We start from the raw sequence: 17,497 nt of genomic DNA, 5'->3' as shown, positions 1-17,497 counted from the left end.
GTACAGCGCCGGGCCCCCCGTGCGCCCATCCCTCGGGCCCCGCGCGGGGGGGGGGGGGGCCCTTCGTGTGTCAGGCGTTGGGTCAGCCCTTGGCAGCAGCCTTGAGCTTGGAGCCTGCCGTGACCTTGGCGGCGTAGCCGGCCGGGATCTCGATCTCGGCGCCCGTCTGCGGGTTGCGGCCCGTGCGGGCGGCGCGCTCGACGCGCTCGATCGTGAGCAGACCCGGGAGCTGGATCTTCTCGCCGCGGCCGACGGCCTCGATGATGACGTCATTCAGGCCGGCGATGACCGCGGAGGCGTCCTTGACGCTGACGCCGGTGCGCTGGGCGATGGTGCTGGCAAGATCACTGCGGTTCATGGATGAATCCTCTTCTCTAACCTGTCGCAGCCAGAACGGTGCCCCGAAGGCCCCGCGTTAGGCTGCGTTGTCTGCGAATCTACGCGATGCGCCGCGAAATGTCGCGCCCGAAGGGGTGAAAGACCGGCTCGGAGTGCTTCACGACGCGTCGCAGTCGGAATTTGGGCGTACGACCCGAAAGGTCAGGGAAGCTTCTCGCCACCCGGGCCGAAACCGCTCGTGTCGGCGTGGAGTTCGCCGTCCTCGCCGCGGTGGATGGTCTCCGGCAGGTCCTTGTCGCCGCGGTTCGCGACGGCGTCCTTGGCGTCGCCCGCCTTGGCGGCAGCAGCCTGGCCCGCGTTCTTGCCTGCGTCGGCAGCCTTTTGGCCGACGGCAGCAGCGACGGCGGGGGCCTTCGTCTTGACCTGCTCGGTTGCGGCGGTGACCTTCTCCTGGACCGCCGGGTTCTGCCAGGCCTTGTCGGCCTGCTTCTTGATCTGCTCGTAGCGCTTCTCCCCGGCGCGGGTGCCGAGGACGTAGCCGACGACGCCGCCGGCGAGGAAGGAGATCTTGCCCATGATGTGGCTCCATGTCATGTGAACGGACAACTTGCCGTCGAGCCTACCCAATCTGCGTTGGCGCGCCAGTGCCTTACGATGGTTTCTCGTTGCGCGGTTGCCGTGCGACGCCTGGGTTCGGCCCTGCTGGGAGCGTCGACGACGATGCGCTCGACGGGTCGTTGCCCGTGGTGTTCGCGGTTGGTGCAGCGACGAGGAGGGCTCGCATAGTGGCCGAGTGCACCGGTCTTGAAAACCGGAGTTGGGAAACCAACCGTGGGTTCAAATCCCACGCCCTCCGCAGATGAGTAGGACCCCGCCGGATCAGCGATGAAGTCGCCCGGCGGGGGTCCTACCTCTCTGCGGCATGACAGGTTGGGGATTTGGGAGGGGCGACGCGCGAGTGAGCGGTAGCGAGCCCGCGCGGCGCGACGGTTCCCACGCCCTCCCTCCTAACGGTGCAGAGCGACCCAACTGCGATTTTCGTCCACAACGATCGGCCGACTGTTGCTCCTGCACACCGTGGGTGCTTGGGTGGCATGAGGGCCCCATTCGTCGGCGCTAACGGTCGACATCAGGGACCGCTGAAATGCTCGACGACACCCAGGACACAGGCGCCCGCACCAACACCACGCATCACGCTGGCGCCGGCGCCTAACCGTCCGGCATCCAGGGCGACGGTGTTCACGACAACACCCACCCGCCATACCCACGCGACGGCGCTCGTCGGACCACTACCCGCGACGCCGGTGCCCGCACGTCAGGCGCCGACGCCGACGTCAGGGCCGCCGGTGGACTCGACCCTGCAGGTGTGATCGTCGCCCAGGCGAACGAGGCGCCCACCGCAGAACGCCCCGTCGAGGGCGTCGTTCAGGTTCTCTCACCCCGCCAGGTTCCGCTCGGCGGGCTACGTGCCCTCGAGGTGCGACGCACCCTGCCGCACCGCGACCGCTCGTTCGTCGGGGCGTGGTGCTTCGTCGACCACTACGGCCCGGAACGCGGCGGCGGCATGGACGTGCCGCCGCACCCCCACACCGGGCTGCAGACGGTCTCGAGGTTGTTCGAGGGCGCCATCGAACACCATGATTCTGGTGGCGCGCACGCCGCCATCCGCCCGGCGAGGTCAACCTCATGACGAGCGGCCGCGGCATCGTCCACTCCGAGGTCTCGACGCCCGGCACCGAGACGCTGCACGGCGTCCAGCTCTGGGTGGCACTGCCCGACGTGACCCGCGACGGCGCCCGCGCGTTCGAGCATCACGCGCCCGAGTGCGTGCCGTTAGCGAGCGGATGAATCGGGCAGCGAGCGGATCGTCGCCGACGAACTCCTGCTCGCCACCGGCCGTCGCCCGCGCCTCGACGACATCGGTCTCGACGCGGTCGGCGTCAACGCGGACGACCTGCGCGCCGGGCGCCTGCCGACCTGGCTGCACGCCATCGGTGACGCCGGCGGCGGCGCGCCGCTGACACGCATGGGCAAGTACGAGGCGCGCGTGCTCGGCGCCCGACTCGCCGGCGCGCACGAGACGCCGCCGCCGCGTGACGTTCCCGTCCCTCAGGTCGTTGTTCACGGACCCGCAGGTCGCGGCGGTCGGCTAAAGCGAGGCTCAGGCGCGCGAAGCGGGGCATGACGTCGTCACCGTCGCGGTGCCGTTCGCGAGCGCCGCGGGCACGGCTCTGCTGCGTGACGACGGTGTGGGGAGCGCCAAGATCGTCGTCGACCGTGCGACCGGGTGCCTGCTCGGCGCGACGTTCGTCGGCCACCAGACGGCCGAACTCGTCCACGCGGCGACGGTCGCCATCGTCGGCCAGGTGCCGATCGGCGTCCTTCGGCACGCGGTGCCGAGCTACCCGACGTCGTCGGAGCTCCGGCTGCGCCTGCTCGAGGAGCTGCCGACGAACCTGCGCTGACGCGTGACGACGGGGCGCTCGGGGGCATGACGGCCGCCCTGTCGAGTACGCACGAAGGGGCGGTTGCGTCGTACATCACAGGGCGTGGCACTCCGTTGCGCAGGGGGCGAGCCAGGAATGCGTCATCTTGAGTTAACTCAAGATACGCCTCGACCGCCCGCTGGAGGACACATGTCGCACCCCACCCGCCGCGCCGTCGCTCGGGGCGCCGCCTGGAGCATCCCCGCCATTGCCGTCGCTAGCGCGGCTCCGGCAATGGCGGCGAACCCGTGTTCGCAGATCATCAAGGGCCGTCCGCTGCCTGCGTCGGCGTTCTTCGCGTTCAACACGAGCGCCGGTGGCACGATGAACCTGACGAACGGCAAGAGCTACGCGTTGACGGGCGGCACCGGCGTCGCGGGCTCCGGTACTGCCGGCACGCCGAACGGCGGCTGCAGTGGTCCTGCCAGTTCAACAGCCCAGGACTGCAACACGTACATCGGCATCTCACTCACGAACTCCTCCGGCACGAGCAGCGCCAACCCGGCCCCCGTGTCGCTCAGTGACCTCGTGACTGTCGACGGCTAGGGCACGACAACCGTGACGCTCAACGTCGCGTCCTTTATCAAGGACGGCACCAAATGGGCGGGGTCGGGCGTCACGTTCTCCTGACCATCGGAGCGCAGTGTCGGCGCACAACGCCTCCCCACCCAAGGATGTTGCGTCATGAACGCGCGCTATTTCGCGTGGTCGTGACACACCATGGGCCATCTCGATGCTCATTCTGCTCGGAGCGCCTGAGCCCCGACGGGGCCTGAACGGCCGCCTGTTTCACCACTTTCGCTGACCGGGCCGGTGCGACGTCAGCGCCTCAGCGCACCCGGTAGTCGATGGGTTTGCAGACGCCGGCGTTCGATTTCTCGGCCGAGCAGGCCGTCAGCCCGACGAACAGGTCGGCTTCGGCGCGGATGGCGAAGACGTCACCCGCCTGCGTCGGCGGCGGGTCGATGTGCAGTTCACCGTCGGGGCTCGTCCACACGTCCATGAAGATGTTGAGCGTCGTGCCGATGTGGTCGGGCGCGACGCCGACGGGTTCGAGCGCGCCGCACAGGTTCGCGAAGCAACTCGGGTGCGGGGCGCCGTCGAACTCGGGGTAGAGGATGTCGAACGTCTGCTGGCTGCACGGCGTCACCGTCATGTCGTGGATGCCCACCGAGTCCGCGACGATCGTCGCCATGACGCTGCTGCGGTTGCTCCACAACCGGTGCCCCGTCGATGGGTACAACGTGTTGTTGTAGTCGACGGTGCGCCCCGCCGAGAAGCACTCGGCGATGTCGCCCTGCATGACGGCGTAGAAGTCGCTCACCTGCTCACCGCACGGGTCGACGACCTCGAGCACCTGGCCGGCCGCCAGCGGCACGAGCACCCCCGTCTGCGGGGCGATGCGCGACCAACCGTCGGCGGGAGCTTCGGGGCCGCCCGCGTACGGCGGCCGCGGCGTCGGCGGGTGGGGGGAGCGCGGGCGTCGCGGGTCAGTCATCAGAATTCTCCTTCGAAGGGTGCGCGGTGAACGGGGCACGCCAGTCGTCCTCCACGTGCCGCCCAGAGTACTGACGCGCCTCCGACGAGCGTCCATGATCGGTGACGACCGGATTGATCGAACCCTGCAACGCAGCATCGCGGCGGCGGATCGCGTCGCGCATCCGGTCGAAGCCGCCGTCAGCTCGCAGCTGCTCGAACTGATCGTGCAGGTTGAACACGACCGTCGTCAGCGGAGCACGGCGCGCGATGCGCGAGGCCCGCGGATGCAACCCGACGAGGAAGAACGGCACGCCGCCGAGGCTGAAACTGAAGTGTGGTGACGTCGTGTCGGGTGACACGCGCTCGGCCCACGGCGCGTCGTCACGATCGTGCAATCGCTGCAGCATGCCCCACAGGAGGTTCTCGAACTCCCGCTCGTCACCCGCCCGCGGGCGACGGAAGACGGCGATGAACGAGCCGAACTCGCGCGGGCCACGCTCGATCGCGGCGAAGTCAGCCAGCTCAGCGCTGAGCGTTGAGAGACACGCGTCATCGGTCATGTCGTCGAAGACGCGGACGAGCGCGCCGTCGCGTTTCAGCGCCGAACGCGCTCCGAGGCACGGAAACCGAGGGTGCTCGATCATCGCGCCGATGACGTCGCGGATGGCTGCCTCGTCCGCGCCCTCGAGGCCCGCGTCGGCTTGTTCGGCGAGCCAGTCGGCGAGGTCACGGGCCTGCGACTCGTCGTCATCGGTTGGGTGGGTCGACGAGCCGGATGATGAGGTGGGGGCCGCGGCTGGCGGCCAGTGATCGTCAGACACATGACCACCGTAGCCGCGCGCCAGACCCCACAACACGGCTTGAGGGCGCGTCTGCACGTCCATCGCGCGGTAGGCGCCTCTGATGTGTGACTCGATGCTGTTGACGCTCAGGTGCAGGCGCTCGGCGATCTGCGCGTTCGGCATGCCCGAGCAGATGAGATCGACGATCTGCGCCTGACGTGCGGTCAGCCCGTCGGAGGGGACGGTCGGCCGCGCGTCCGTGGGGGAGGGTCGAAGCACCGCGGGGCGGACGATTCGACCCGCGACCACGTCATCGACCCCGGCGCGCAGATCGGCGGCGCTCGCCGACCGTCCGACGACTCCCGACGCGCCGCGCGCGAGGAGCCGGCTGATGGCGGCATCGTCGGTGTGCAGCGACGACACGAGCAGCTTCGTCGTCGGGTTCGCGGCGTGCAGCGCGCGCAGTTGATCCCAGGCGTTGCGGTTGGGTTCGTTCCACTCGAGCACGGCGACGTCGGCATCGAGCGCGAAATCGGCGCGCAGGCCCGGGCCACGCACGAGCACGAGGCGTGTCGCGACGCCGAACGCGTCGAGAGCCGCCATCGCGCCGCATCCGAACAGCTCGCTACGTGCGACGACGGCGACCGTGAGGCGGGGCACAGCTCTCCTTCGAGCGATCCGACGATCAAGGGTCGTGAGGTGTCGGTGGTGATGAAAAGTGTTGTCGCTCACCGTGTTTCGCGCCACACCCGCAAGGAGGTGAAGCGTCGGCTGCCTGATGGACCGCCGGTGCGCGGCGCCATGCTGGAAAGTGGTGAGCGCGTCAGGACCGGCCGTCGACGTGCAGTCCGCGCGCGACGCCCCACAGCACCGCCTCGCTGCGGGAGGCGACGCCCATGGTGCGGTAGGCGGAGCGGATGTAGCTCTTGAGCGTGTTGAGGGAGACGTTGAGTTCGTTCGCGATCGCGCCGTTGGGCAGGCCGCGGCAGATGAGCGTGACGGCCTGCGCCTCTCGCTCGGTGAGCCCCTCGGCGCGCCCGGGCCACCAGTCGTCACCCAGCTCGACGGGGAACGCGGGGTCGACGATGCGCTCGCCGCGGGCGACGCGTTCGAGTGCGGTGACGAGCTCGTCGGCCGTCGCGTGCTTCGTCAGTATGCCCGCGACGCCGAAGTCGGTGAGCGCGCCGACGTGCGCCTGCGGAGGGTCGTTGGTGTAGACGACGAGGCGCGTGACGGTGGCTGTGTCGCGCAGGCGCGCCAGCGTCGCCCACCCCGGCTCGGGGGCGGCGAAGCAGTCGAAGAGCGCGACGTCGGTGAGTTCGGTGGGTACGCCGCGGCTGCACGTCGCCTCGACGCGTGCAGTGTAGGGCGAGAGGAGTGCCTGAAAACCGGCCATGACGAGGGCGTCGTCGTCGACGAGGGTGACGCGCAATGCGCGGGGTGCGGGCGCGCCCCTCGACTCCTCACCCGTCGCCAGACGGAGGTGTGCGGCTCCATCGGTGCTCGGGTGGGACGACATGCGGATACCTTGCCAACATGTTGCGACACAAGGAAATTAACCATGACGAAATTCCGACATCGACCGTGTTGCGTGGGGCTGGTCGCGCGCACGGTGACCTCCTAGGCTGACGGTGGCACCCGTTCTCGCAGACCTGCAGGAGGTCGATCATGGAATCGCGCGACAAGTTCGTCACCAGCTACGTCGCTCATCACTGGGCCGCATCGAAGGGTGGGCTCGACCTGTTCGAGCGCGCGTCGCGCTCGCAGAGTTCGGCGCGCACGCGGAAGGTGCTCGCGACGCTGACGCGGGAGATCGCCGAGGACCGCGCACGCCTGCGCGTCATGGCCGACGCGCTCGGGGTGGGTGAGGCGCGGCTCGCGCAGCTCGCGCTGAGCGTCGGCGAGACCGTCAGCCGCGTGAAACTCAACGGCCGCTTCGTGCGCCGCTCCCCGCTGAGCGACGTGCTCGAACTCGAGGCGCTGCTGTCGGCCGTTCGTGGCAAGCGGGCCGGCTGGGAGGGCCTGCGCGTGCTCGCGACCGACGATGCGCGCATCGACGTCGCCGAACTCGACGACCTCATCGTGCGCGCTGACAGCCAGCTCGAACGCCTCGTCGCCGCCCACGCCGAAGCGGCCGCGACGCTGCGCTGAACTGACATTCGCTGCGCTCCGCTGGTGAGCCGTCGGACGAGTCGCCCCGCTGGACCGCTCGGGCGCCTCGCCTTGCCTGATCGCCCTGACGCGGCCTGACCCCAGCTGTCCAGGTTGGTCGGTGGTGACCGCCATGTGTGGCGTCCCTCCCGAGGCGCCTTCAGGGGCGCCACCTACGGGCCAAAAAGAACAAGGATCATTCACGTGTGGCGCTCACTACACTGCATGCCGCCGCGACATTCGAGGTGAAGTTCATCAGCACCCTGCTGTGCAATGTCATCGACGGCGAGGCACCGCACCGACGGCGACAGGCCGGCCTGGTGCTGAGCGGCCCCCGGCGTTGTGATTGCAAGCTCTGGGGGATGGGGCGGCCGCTGCGTCACCTTCGTCGATGGGATGGCGGGTGACTCACGGGTCGGCGCGTCGTTGCGTGCCTACCCGTGAGTTACCCGCTCTCCCGTCGCATGGCCGGGGGCGGGGCCGACGCGCTCAACCCATCGCGACGATGCGCTTGGCTTCCTCGACGGCGCCGTCGAACGCGAGCTCGGGGCGGGTGCGCAGCAGGTCGGTCGCGCGAGCATGTTCGGTGACGGCCGCGTCTTGGCTCCGGATTGCCGACGTGACCGCTGGGACGGCGGCGTCGCCGAGACCAAGCAATGCGACGCTCAACGCCATCTGCGTGCCGGCGTCACCACGGCCGAACTCCTTGACCAATTCGTCAGCGAGAGAGCCATGTTGACTCTCCGGGGCCAGCGCGGCGGCCGCGCGCCAGGCGGTGCGGGCGAGATCGTCGTCGGCGTCGTGCAGGAACTCGGGCGTGATCCAGGGCCATGCGCGCTCGTCGCCGACCTTCGACAGCACGTGCAACGCCTGCGTGCGCGCCTGGATGTTCTTCGACGCCAGCTCGCGCTGAACGCGCGGCAGGACGTCGTCAGCCGGCAGGCGCGTCAGCGCCCAGGCGAGGGTCTCGCGGACGAAGAAGTCGGGCTCGACGCCGCAGCGACGCACGAGCGTCTCCAACAGATCGGGATGCGGATGTGTGCCCGCCGCCATCGCGGCCTGCAACCGCACCGACTGATCCTGCACGTCGAGGGCGCGGGCGATGTTCGCGGCGTACTGCTCGGGCGTCATGCTCACTGCAGCGCCCGTCGCGCCCGCACTATTCCGCGCAGCACTCCAGGCGGCGCCGCCTGGACGTAGAACGCACGATGGCGGGTAACTCACAGGTCGGCGCCTAACCGCGCGCCTACCAGTGAGTTACCCGCCAGCCTGTGGTGGCCGGGCGGCCGGGTGGCCCAGCGTCTCGGTGGACGCCGACCCGATCCCAGGCCGTCAGTGCGTCAGGGCTTGAGGACGACCTTCTGGCAGCCGTCCTGCTTCTTCTGGAACACGTCGTACATCGTCGCCGCCTCGTCGAGCCCGACGCGGTGAGTCGCGAGTTGCTCGACGCCGAACGGGTCGGCGTCGACGAGCACGTCTCGCAGCTCGCCGGTCCACTGCTTGACGTGGCACTGGCCCATGCGCATCGCGATGCCCTTGTCGAACATCTGCATCATCGGCATCGGGTCGAGCGCGCCGCCGTAGACACCGGAGACGGAGACGGTGCCGCCGCGGCGGACGCTGTCGATCGCGGCGTGCAGCGCGGCGAGACGGTCGATGCCGGCATTCTTCGCGAGCGGCTCCGAGATCGCCGACGGCAGCTTGCTCACGGCCGACAGGCCCGCAGCGGCAACCGGGTTGCCGTGTGCCTCCATGCCGACGGCCTCGACGACGCCGTCCGCACCGCGCCCGTCCGTCAGGTCGCGCACCGCGTCGCCGACGGCGCTGACCTGCGAGCCGTCGAGGTCGTCGAGGTTGATTGTGCGGGCGCCGCGGGCCTTCATGCGCTCGAGGCGCTCCGGCACGCGGTCAACGACGATGACGTCCTCGATCCCCAGGTACTGCGCGCTCGCGACGGCGAGCTGACCGACGGGGCCGGCACCCATGACGGCGAGCGTGTCGCCGGGGCGCACGTTCGCCCATTGCACGCCCTGCCACGCGGTCGGCAGGATGTCGGACAGGTAGAGGTAGCGCTCGTCCTCGCCGGCCTCAGGCACCTTGATGGGGCCGAAATCGGCGTGCGGCACGCGGACGTAGTCCGCCTGGCCGCCGGGCACCGCACCATACAGGCTCGTGAAGCCGAACAGGCTCGCGCCGGTGCCCTGGTCGACGTTCTGCGTCGTCTCGCACTGCGCGAACAAGCCTCGGCTGCACATCCAGCAGTGGCCGCAGGAGATGTTGAACGGCACGACGACGCGGTCGCCGGGCTTGAGGTTCGTGACGCCCGAGCCGACCTCCTCGACGATGCCCATGAACTCGTGGCCGAGGATGTCGCCCTTCGTCAGGAACGGCGCGAGGACGGTGTAGAGGTGCATGTCCGAACCGCAGATCGCGGTCGAGGTGACGCGCACGATCGCGTCGGTGGGCTCCTGGATGCTCGGGTCGGCGACCTGCTCGACCGAGACCTTGCCCTGGCCCTGCCAGGTGAGTGCTCGCATCAGTTTCTCCTCGAGAGGATCACCGCGACGTGCGGCGATCGGGTGGTGGGGAGCGTGGCGCCGGGAGCCGCCGCGCGTCGGTTCGGCTCCCGGGTTCGTCACAGCTCGGTCGTGGCGCTCTGGCCCTTCGGACGCTCGCCGCTGACGCGCGCCTTGACAATGCTCGCGAGCGCGGAGGCCTTGCCTCCGGGCTGGCCCCAGAACTGCGCGGACTCGCTGACGACGCGGACGAGACCGAGGTCCGGGTCGTCCTTGCCGCCGTCGTACCAAGCGGCGACGTCGTCGCCCCACAGCTCGTCGATCTTAGCGCGGTCGTCGACGAACTCGACGCGTCCCGCGACGGACAGCCACGAACCGAGGTGCGCGAACGACAGGTTGACCTGCGGGTTGCTCTGCAGCGCCTGCGCCTGCTCGGTGCCGAGGCCGACGAAGAACCACACGTCGGCGTCGTCCGTCACCTCCTGCGGCGTCATCGGGTGGCTGTGCAGGGCCCCGTCTACTGCGATCGAGGTGAGCATGACGAAGCGCTCACCACGCATGATCTCGACGACCTGCTCCTGCGAGATGTCGGACTTCGGGGTTCCAGCAGACATGGTGCGTACCTTTCGTCGGGGGCCTCGGATGGTCGGGTGGTTGGGTTCAAATCTTCGGGTGGCGCGACCCGGGGCCGCTCAACCCTCGGGTTCGAGGTTGCTGCGCGACGCGCGATCACCGAGGGTCGTGAGGAGCTTGACGAATCGTCCGGCCCTAGGTGCGAGCTTGGATCCGGGGACAGGCGTCGTCGCACCGGGAACGGGCCCGGGCAGCGCACGCCCGACGAGGCCCATGACGCGCGTCGTCACACCCGGCATGACGCCGTGGACGCGCGCGCCGAGCTTCGCGGCGGGCGTGAGGATGACGTACGGCTTGCCGGCGAGGACGCCGTCGACCATGCGTCGCGCGGCCTTCGTGGCGTCCATGCTGACGAACGGCAGCGACGCGGCGGGCGCAAACCACGCGTATTCGGCCTGCGCGTTGCCGTAGAACTGTGCGGCCGTGTGCGAGCCGGTGCGCATCAACCCCGGGGCGATGACGGTGGCGCTCACACCCGTGCCGGCGAGCGACGCGGCGAGGCCCTCGGTGTAGCCGATGGCCGCGAACTTCGCCGTCGAGTACGCGAGCAGGTGCGGTGCGCTCAGCAGGCCGCCGATGGAGGTGACGACGCCGAAGCGCCCGCGCCCGCGTTCGCGCATGCCGGGGATGACGGCGTCGGAGAGGTTGATCGGCCCCCACGCCATGATGCTCATCGCGCCTTCGATGTGCTCGTGCGTCGTGTTCTCGGCCGGGCCGACCTCTATGACACCGGCGACGTGGATGGCGACGTCGATCGGGCCGTGCTCGCCCTCGACCTGGGCGACGGCTCGAGCCACCCCGTCGCGATCGCTCACGTCCATGACGATCGTCGAGACGGCACTGCGCGCGTGGCCGTGGGAGACAAGCGTGTCGGCGGCCTTCGTCAGCGCGTCCGCGGAGCGAGATGCGAGGACGACGCGGTGCCCGGCGTCGGCGAGGGCGGTGGCGACGAGAAAACCCAGCCCGCGCGAGGCTCCCGCGACGAGTGCCAAGGGCTTCTCTGACGAAGCCGATGCATTCTGGCTCGGCAAACTGACCGGGTGATCCGACTGGCTGCGCGACGTCTCCATGAGTTTCACCCTAGAGTCGATCCCTAATTTTTCCCATGGGTTTCGCCTCTCACACCGAGTCGTCACCCACACGGGTGCCCGGCGGCTCATGTCCCGTCAGCGCCCTGGGCCTCCCTGCGATTCTTGTCCACATCTGCGATTTTCGTCCACATCCGTAGGGGCGTGGTGAGAGGGGGGCGGTGGCCTTACTCTCCGACATAGGGTCGAGAGGCCATGATCGAACGACCACCAGCATGAGGAGAGCCATGAGCGACAACGAGCGCACCACGAGCCCCGACACGCGCGGCACCGGGGACGAGCTGCACCAGGGGGTGAGCGGTGGCAACGCCATGACGACGTCGCAGGGTATTCCGATGACCGACGACCAGAACCAGCTGCGTGCGGGCGACCGCGGCCCGTCGCTGCTGCAGGACGCCGCGTTCCGCGACAAGATCATGCACTTCGACCACGAGCGCATCCCGGAGCGTGTCGTCCATGCCCGCGGCTACGGCGCGCACGGCGTGTTCGAGAGCTACGACGACCACAGCGACCTCACGGCCGCCTACCTGTTCGGCAAGAAGGGCCGTCAGACGGAGACGTTCGTTCGTTTCTCGACGGTCGCCGGCAACATGGGCTCCGCCGACCTCGCGCGCGACGTCCGTGGCTTCGCGACGAAGTTCTACACCGAGGAGGGCAACTGGGACCTCGTCGGCAACAACATCCCCGTCTTCTTCATCCAGGACGCGATCAAGTTCCCCGACCTCGTGCACTCGGTCAAGGAGGAGCAGGACCGCGGTTGGCCGCAGGCGGCGAGCGCGCACGACACGTTCTGGGACTTCATCTCCCTCATGCCCGAGTCGACGCACATGGCCCTGTGGGCGATGAGCGACCGCGCGATTCCGCGCAGCTTCCGCTTCATGGAGGGCTTCGGTGTCCACACCTTCCGCTTCGTGACGGCCGACGGCAAGAGCTCGTTCGTCAAGTTCCATTGGAAGCCCGCGCAGGGCATGCAGTCGGTGGTCTGGAACGAGGCCGTCAAGATCAACGGCGCCGACGCCGACTTCCACCGTCGTGACCTGTGGAACGCGATCCAGAGCGGCGACTTCCCCGAGTACGAGCTCGGTGTCCAGGTGTTCGACGACGCGTTCGCCGACAGCTTCGACTTCGACGTGCTCGACTCGACGAAGATCATCCCCGAGGAGATCGTCCCGATCCGCCCGCTCGGCAAGATGACGCTCAACCGCGTCGTCGACAACGTCTTCTCCGAGACGGAGCAGGTCGCGTTCATGACGCAGAACGTCGTGCCCGGCATCGACTTCACGAACGACCCGCTGCTGCAGGGCCGCAACTTCAGCTACCTCGACACGCAGCTGTCGCGCCTCGGCTCGACCAACCACACGCAGCTGCCCGTCAACGCGCCGAAGTGCCCCGTCGCGCACTTCCAGCGTGACGGTCACATGCAGTTCGCGCACCAGAGGGGCCGCGCCAACTATGAGCCGAACGGTTTCTCGGGTGACGACCGTGGCCCGCGTGCGCTGACGACGTTCCAGCCGGACACGTACCCGACGAAGGTCGAGGGTGAGGCGCGCCGTCTGCGTGCGGAGTCGTTCGCCGACCACTACAGCCAGGCCAACCAGTTCTGGAAGAGCCAGACGGAGGTCGAGCAGAAGCACATCGTCGACGCATTCGCGTTCGAGCTCGGCAAGTGCGAGATCCCCGAGATCCGCACGCGCATGCTCGGCAACCTGCGCAACGTCGACGAGTCGCTCGCGCAGCGCGTCGCCGACGAGCTCGCGATGGAGCTGCCGGAGGCCTCGCCCGCGAAGGTGGCGCCGCGTCACGACCTGCCCGTCTCCAACGCGCTGAGCATCGTGAAGAACGGACCCGACAGCTTCGCCGGCCGCAAGATCGGCGTCGTCGTCAGCGACGGAACCGACGCCGACCTGCTCGCCGCGGTGCGTTCGGCCGCCGAGGCCGAGGGCACGGTCGTCGAGATCGTCGCGAAGGCCGTCGGTGGCGTCACGCTGTCGAACGGTGAGAAGCTCGCCGCCGATCACGCCATCGCCGGTGCGCCGTCGGTGCTGTTCGACGCCGTCGCGCTGCTGCCGTCGGCTGACGGTGCGGCGACGCTCGGCAAGGTCGCCGAGGCTCGTGACTTCGTGACGGACGCCGTCGCGCACAACAAGTTCCTGGCCCTCGGCCCGGACGCGTCGGGTCTCATCGAAGCCGCGGGTGTGGCGTCGAAGAAGGACGACGGGTTCGTCGACGTCAGCGACGCGGCCGGCGCAAAGGGCTTCGTGGAGACGTGCCGTGCGCTGCGCTTCTGGAAGCGGGAGCTCTCCGCTTGAGCGAACCCTCTCGCGTGCTGTGCCGCCCCGATATCCCTGCTGGGGACATCGGGGCGGCGCTTGCCGCTGCCGGTGAGTTCGCTTCCGCCGCAGCGGCGTTGGGCCGCGACAGCGCGGTGTATCTCGACACGCTCCGATCGCTCGGCGCCTTCGACCTGACGACGGCGCGCGTCATCGAACCGCACCTCGACGCGCTTGCGATCCTCGCCGAGGCGGGGGTTGCGCCGGGTGACGTGCTGCCCGGCGGTGAGGACGGCGCCTGGGGTGTGTTCGCGGCGCGGGCGCCGGGCCTCGCCGCGCGTCGCGAGGGTGACGGCTGGGTGCTCGACGGGGTGAAGCCGTGGTGCTCGCTCGGTGAGCAGTTGTCGCATGCGCTCGTGACGGCCGGTACGCCTGAAGGACAGCGGTTGTTCGCCGTCGACCTCACGGATGCGCGGGTGCGTGGCGCCGAGGAGCCTTGGGTGTCGCGTGGGCTCGTCGCGATCCGTTCGACGTCGCTGACATTCGACGCGATGCCCGCGATGCCCGTCGGGGAGCCAGGTTTTTATCTCGGCCGTGACGGTTTCGCGTGGGGTGGCATCGGTGTCGCCGCCGTCTGGGCGGGCGGTGTGGACGGCCTCGTCACAGCGGTTCGTGCGGCTGCGGGGCGGCGTGAACCCGATCAGATCGCGCTCATGCATCTGGGCCGGTTCGAGGTCATCGCGTATCTGTTCGACGCGGTGCTCGCGGACGCAGCCCGCGCGATTGACGGTGGAAACGCCTGCGGTGCGGCGGGTCTCGCGTTGTCGTCGCGCGTGCGAGCAGTCGTCGCCGATGCGGTGGAGCAGGCGCTGACGACCTGTGGCCACGCGCTCGGCCCCGGCCCGTTGACGAGCGACGAGACCCACGCGCGGCGCGTTGCCGACCTCGGCGTCTATGTGCGCCAGCACCACGCCGAACGCGACCTCGCCGCCATCGGCGCCGCCACGCTGGAGCGTCACTGATGCGCGGGATGCCCGCCGCGCCGGCCTCGTGGTCGTCGCGGGAGCCCGGCACGAGCGAACGCGCGTGGTTGCGAGGGACGCCATGGGCGTCGCTTGGCCACCTCGACGTCGAAGCCCTCGCTGCCCGGTACAGCCGCGTCGTCGTCGTCGCGGCTCACCCCGACGACGAGACCCTCGCCGTCGGCGCATTCTTGGCGATGCTCGCGGACGCGGGGTTGCCCGTAGATGTCGCCCTCGTCACCGACGGCGAGGGATCGCACTCTGCGGCAACGGGATTGACATTCGAGGTCGTCCGCGAAGTCCGTCGTCGCGAGTTCGACGACGCTCTCGGTGTGCTGCTCGGCGGTGCGCTCGGGCGGGTTGAGCGCCTTGCGCTACCTGACGGCCGCGTCGCTGACCACCGTGCCGAGCTGGCCGCTGCGCTGGAGCGCGTCGTGCGGGTAACTGCGGCGGAGGCATCCACGGTGTCGGACCAGTCGCCCTCGAGAGCGGTCGGCTGCGATGACGCAGCCACCGATGTGACCTCGACGGTGACGCCGTCGATGACGCCGGTGCGTGGGTCGGGAACTGAGCGGGTGCTCGTCGTCGCCCCGGCGGAGGCCGACGCGCACATCGACCACGACACGTGCGGAGCCGTGGCGCGTGACGTCGCGGCGCAGCTCGGGGCGGCGTGCGTCAGCTATCCGTTGTGGTGGTGGCACTGGGGCGACCCATCGTCGGTCGCCGAAACAGTCTGGGAGAGCAGCGTTCTCGCTGTCCCCGACGTCGCCTCGCTCCAGCGCAAGCGCGCAGCCATCGCGGCGTACTCGTCACAGATCGGGACGTTCGCGCGCCCCGCAGCCGAGCCTGCGATGCTCGACGCCGGCGTCCTCGCCCACTTCGAACGTCTCGTCGAGACACTCTTCGACCCCGACGGCGCGCTGCCCCGCGTCGCTTCGTCCGATGACGGACGCACGCCGGCGGCATCCTTCGACGCGATGTTCGAGGGCAGCGACGACCCGTGGGGTGTCGAGACGCGCTGGTACGAGCGGCGTCGCCGTGCCCTCATCGAGGCGATGCTGCCTGACGAGCATCTCGGGCGGGTGCTCGATCTCGGATGCTCCACGGGCGCCCTGACGCAGGTGCTCGCCGAGCGCGCCGACGACGTGGTCGCGGTCGACGGGAGCGCCCAGGCGCTGGCGCGCGCTCGTCGACGTGACGTCGACGGCGTCGACTGGCGCCACGCCGAACTGCCTTCTGTGCTCGATGAACTCGCCGACGAAGGGCAGCGGTTCGACACCGTCGTGCTGAGCGAGATCGGCTACTTCCTCGACGGCGCGACGCTGCTGGCGACCCTCGCCGGCATCGACGCACTGCTGCGCGATGACGGTGTCGTCGTCGTGGCGAACTGGCTGCACCCGACGCGTGACATCCCCCTCGACGGGCGTCTCGTCGATGAGCAGGTGCGCCTCGTGTGGCCGACGCTCGCGCGTTACGAAGACGACGACGTCGCCATCGTGGTCGCTCGCCCGAGCAACGGCGATGCCCCAACCGCCGCAACGACCCCCGTGTCGCGCGACACCCGCGCCGTCCTGCGAATCCCGTCCACATCGGCGAATCCTGTCCACACCGGCGATTTTCGTCCACATTCGTCGGCTGACGGCGAGCGCGGCATTGGCGCCGTCAGCGGCGAAAGTGCCAGAGATGAAGTCGAAGGAGAGGCCTCATGACAGTGCCTGCCGTCGAGGCGACGCCTCGCAACCTGCACTACGGCGAGTTCTACGGTCTCACCGACCCCGTGCCGACGGCCGATCCTGAGGGCCGCCCGGTGCTCGTCGTCCACGGCAACTGCCAGGCGGAGTCGCTGCGCGTACTTCTCGACGGTCGGTACGGCGATCGCATCCGCACGATCCGCCTCGTCCCGGCGCACGAACTGGTCGCCGATGACGTGCCGCACCTGCGTCGCACCCTCGCGCAGGCCCACTACCTCGTCACACAACCCGTCGCCCCCGGGTATCGCGGCCTGCCCGTCGGCACGGAAGAACTGCTCACGGCGGCGCCGCACGTCAGGTCGACGATCGTGCCCGTCATGCGGTGGGCGGGGCTGCACCCGGCGCAGGTCATCGTCCGCACGCCCGCGGGCGAGCCGCCGATCGTGCCGTATCACGATCTGCGCGTCATCGCGGCGTGCCGCCGAGCGGGTGACCACGCGGCTCGTGTGACGAGCGCCGACCTGCCGCAGCTCGACGAGCGCGCCGTCGGTGCCCTGCGCGACGCATCCCTCGCCGAGCTGACGCGGCGCATCGAGGCGCACGGCGCCGTCGACATTCGTGATGCCCTCACGCGCCCTGGACGGCGCAGCGTCCACGTCATCAACCACCCGACGAACGACGTCCTCGTCGAGGTCGCCGACCGCATCGCGGCCGCCCTCGACCTCGGCGCACCCCGCGAGTACGACCCTGGCCGGTCGCTGCTCGGCGCCCTCGTCGCGCCGATGGACGAGCGCGCCGCCGCGCTCGCGCAGGTGCCGATGAGCGATGACGACGTCGCCCGCGTGTGGCAGGTGCGCGGTCAGGCGGTGGGCGAGGACGAGCTCGTCGCCGCCCACGCCGCGTGGTACGCCGAGCACCCGCAGGCACTCGCGGACGCGGTGCGTCGACATGCGACGTTGCTCGAGATCGTGGACGGTGACGTGTGAGCGCCGCACCGAGCGGCGATGCGTTCGAACATCCGACAGACGTCAAGATGACGA

16 protein-coding genes, 1 tRNA gene and 1 pseudogene are annotated in these 17,497 nt (G+C 69.6%); 9 read left to right on the top strand and 9 right to left on the bottom strand.

Annotated features, from left to right (window positions below):
- Positions 1-82: 82 nt before the first annotated feature.
- Complete coding sequence (locus K9D12_RS06180; protein ID WP_047310606.1) at positions 83-358, bottom strand: HU family DNA-binding protein; 276 nt, start codon at positions 356-358, stop codon at positions 83-85.
- Positions 359-540: 182 nt separating this feature from the next.
- Positions 541-915 carry a YtxH domain-containing protein gene (locus K9D12_RS06175; RefSeq protein ID WP_052946805.1) on the bottom strand — a complete coding sequence of 125 codons (375 nt, stop codon included), beginning with the start codon at positions 913-915 and terminating at the stop codon, positions 541-543.
- A gap of 195 nt (positions 916-1,110) precedes the next feature.
- On the opposite strand from K9D12_RS06175, the gene K9D12_RS06170 reads away from it, so the two are divergent.
- The 4 genes and pseudogenes from K9D12_RS06170 to K9D12_RS06155 all read left to right on the top strand — a co-directional run bounded on the left by K9D12_RS06170 (position 1,111) and on the right by K9D12_RS06155 (position 3,371).
- Positions 1,111-1,195: transfer RNA gene (locus K9D12_RS06170), tRNA-Ser, on the top strand.
- Positions 1,196-1,705: 510 nt separating this feature from the next.
- Positions 1,706-2,178: pseudogene (locus tag K9D12_RS06165) on the top strand (pirin family protein); the annotation flags it as partial.
- A 362-nt stretch (positions 2,179-2,540) separates the two neighbouring features.
- On the top strand, positions 2,541-2,804 hold the full coding sequence (locus K9D12_RS15245; protein ID WP_370633463.1) for a hypothetical protein: 264 nt from the start codon (positions 2,541-2,543) through the stop codon (positions 2,802-2,804).
- Positions 2,805-2,975: 171 nt separating this feature from the next.
- A complete protein-coding gene (locus K9D12_RS06155; RefSeq protein WP_223059720.1) occupies positions 2,976-3,371 on the top strand; it encodes a hypothetical protein in 396 nt (131 codons plus the stop codon).
- Between the two features lie 283 nt (positions 3,372-3,654).
- Here the strand turns inward: K9D12_RS06155 and K9D12_RS06150 are convergent, their stop codons facing one another.
- From K9D12_RS06150 to K9D12_RS06140, 3 genes are all read right to left on the bottom strand, one after another.
- On the bottom strand, positions 3,655-4,323 hold the full coding sequence (locus K9D12_RS06150) for a DUF1989 domain-containing protein (RefSeq protein ID WP_129666504.1): 669 nt from the start codon (positions 4,321-4,323) through the stop codon (positions 3,655-3,657).
- Positions 4,316-5,746 carry a guanitoxin biosynthesis heme-dependent pre-guanitoxin N-hydroxylase GntA gene (gntA, locus tag K9D12_RS06145; RefSeq protein WP_223059719.1) on the bottom strand — a complete coding sequence of 477 codons (1,431 nt, stop codon included), beginning with the start codon at positions 5,744-5,746 and terminating at the stop codon, positions 4,316-4,318. Before gntA ends, K9D12_RS06150 begins: the two co-directional genes overlap by 8 nt.
- Before the next feature lie 163 nt (positions 5,747-5,909).
- Positions 5,910-6,605 carry a response regulator transcription factor gene (locus K9D12_RS06140; RefSeq protein ID WP_223059718.1) on the bottom strand — a complete coding sequence of 232 codons (696 nt, stop codon included), beginning with the start codon at positions 6,603-6,605 and terminating at the stop codon, positions 5,910-5,912.
- 149 nt (positions 6,606-6,754) lie between these two features.
- On the opposite strand from K9D12_RS06140, the gene K9D12_RS06135 reads away from it, so the two are divergent.
- Positions 6,755-7,237: a hypothetical protein gene (locus K9D12_RS06135; RefSeq protein WP_047310604.1), complete on the top strand. Its 483-nt coding sequence runs from the start codon at positions 6,755-6,757 to the stop codon at positions 7,235-7,237.
- A gap of 489 nt (positions 7,238-7,726) precedes the next feature.
- Here K9D12_RS06135 and K9D12_RS06130 read toward each other — a convergent pair whose 3' ends face one another.
- The 4 genes from K9D12_RS06130 to K9D12_RS06115 form a co-directional block, all read right to left on the bottom strand.
- Entirely contained in the window at positions 7,727-8,368 is a 642-nt protein-coding gene (locus tag K9D12_RS06130) for a HEAT repeat domain-containing protein (protein WP_225910997.1), read from the bottom strand.
- 209 nt (positions 8,369-8,577) lie between these two features.
- Positions 8,578-9,774 carry a zinc-dependent alcohol dehydrogenase gene (locus K9D12_RS06125; RefSeq protein ID WP_129666514.1) on the bottom strand — a complete coding sequence of 399 codons (1,197 nt, stop codon included), beginning with the start codon at positions 9,772-9,774 and terminating at the stop codon, positions 8,578-8,580.
- Between the two features lie 98 nt (positions 9,775-9,872).
- The gene (locus K9D12_RS06120; protein WP_006946673.1) at positions 9,873-10,367 is read right to left on the bottom strand and encodes a pyridoxamine 5'-phosphate oxidase family protein; all 495 of its coding nucleotides are present in this window, start codon (positions 10,365-10,367) and stop codon (positions 9,873-9,875) included.
- A gap of 78 nt (positions 10,368-10,445) precedes the next feature.
- Entirely contained in the window at positions 10,446-11,456 is a 1,011-nt protein-coding gene (locus tag K9D12_RS06115) for an SDR family oxidoreductase (RefSeq protein ID WP_223059717.1), read from the bottom strand.
- A gap of 245 nt (positions 11,457-11,701) precedes the next feature.
- Here K9D12_RS06115 and K9D12_RS06110 point away from each other — a divergent pair, with 245 nt between their 5' ends.
- From K9D12_RS06110 to K9D12_RS06095, 4 genes are read left to right on the top strand one after another with little or no spacing between them, the layout of a single operon-like run.
- A complete protein-coding gene (locus K9D12_RS06110; RefSeq protein ID WP_047310601.1) occupies positions 11,702-13,783 on the top strand; it encodes a catalase in 2,082 nt (693 codons plus the stop codon).
- Complete coding sequence (locus K9D12_RS06105) at positions 13,780-14,766, top strand: acyl-CoA dehydrogenase family protein (protein ID WP_225910979.1); 987 nt, start codon at positions 13,780-13,782, stop codon at positions 14,764-14,766. The genes K9D12_RS06110 and K9D12_RS06105 overlap by 4 nt, the downstream gene beginning before the upstream one ends.
- On the top strand, positions 14,766-16,475 hold the full coding sequence (locus K9D12_RS06100; protein ID WP_223059715.1) for a PIG-L family deacetylase: 1,710 nt from the start codon (positions 14,766-14,768) through the stop codon (positions 16,473-16,475). Before K9D12_RS06105 ends, K9D12_RS06100 begins: the two co-directional genes overlap by 1 nt.
- Positions 16,472-17,443 (top strand): WcbI family polysaccharide biosynthesis putative acetyltransferase, encoded by a 972-nt coding sequence (locus K9D12_RS06095; RefSeq protein WP_223059714.1) that lies wholly within the window; start codon positions 16,472-16,474, stop codon positions 17,441-17,443. The genes K9D12_RS06100 and K9D12_RS06095 overlap by 4 nt, the downstream gene beginning before the upstream one ends.
- Positions 17,444-17,497: the final 54 nt, after the last annotated feature.

The organism is Dermacoccus sp. Tok2021, from assembly GCF_019895135.1.
GTDB lineage: Bacteria > Actinomycetota > Actinomycetes > Actinomycetales > Dermatophilaceae > Dermacoccus > Dermacoccus abyssi.
Note: the sequence above shows the minus strand (reverse complement) of the source record. Positions and strands in the feature narration are given on the sequence as shown.

Bases quoted from the DNA above. Each gene is read 5' to 3' on its own strand.
- K9D12_RS06180 (WP_047310606.1), bottom strand. From the start codon at position 358: ATGAACCGCAGTGATCTTGCCAGCACCATCGCCCAGCGCACCGGCGTC.
- K9D12_RS06175 (WP_052946805.1), bottom strand. From the start codon at position 915: ATGGGCAAGATCTCCTTCCTCGCCGGCGGCGTCGTCGGCTACGTCCTC.
- K9D12_RS06155 (WP_223059720.1), top strand. From the start codon at position 2,976: ATGTCGCACCCCACCCGCCGCGCCGTCGCTCGGGGCGCCGCCTGGAGC.
- K9D12_RS06150 (WP_129666504.1), bottom strand. From the start codon at position 4,323: ATGACTGACCCGCGACGCCCGCGCTCCCCCCACCCGCCGACGCCGCGG.
- K9D12_RS06140 (WP_223059718.1), bottom strand. From the start codon at position 6,605: ATGTCGTCCCACCCGAGCACCGATGGAGCCGCACACCTCCGTCTGGCG.
- K9D12_RS06135 (WP_047310604.1), top strand. From the start codon at position 6,755: ATGGAATCGCGCGACAAGTTCGTCACCAGCTACGTCGCTCATCACTGG.
- K9D12_RS06130 (WP_225910997.1), bottom strand. From the start codon at position 8,368: ATGACGCCCGAGCAGTACGCCGCGAACATCGCCCGCGCCCTCGACGTG.
- K9D12_RS06125 (WP_129666514.1), bottom strand. From the start codon at position 9,774: ATGCGAGCACTCACCTGGCAGGGCCAGGGCAAGGTCTCGGTCGAGCAG.
- K9D12_RS06120 (WP_006946673.1), bottom strand. From the start codon at position 10,367: ATGTCTGCTGGAACCCCGAAGTCCGACATCTCGCAGGAGCAGGTCGTC.
- K9D12_RS06115 (WP_223059717.1), bottom strand. From the start codon at position 11,456: ATGGAGACGTCGCGCAGCCAGTCGGATCACCCGGTCAGTTTGCCGAGC.
- K9D12_RS06110 (WP_047310601.1), top strand. From the start codon at position 11,702: ATGAGCGACAACGAGCGCACCACGAGCCCCGACACGCGCGGCACCGGG.
- K9D12_RS06100 (WP_223059715.1), top strand. From the start codon at position 14,766: ATGCGCGGGATGCCCGCCGCGCCGGCCTCGTGGTCGTCGCGGGAGCCC.
- K9D12_RS06095 (WP_223059714.1), top strand. From the start codon at position 16,472: ATGACAGTGCCTGCCGTCGAGGCGACGCCTCGCAACCTGCACTACGGC.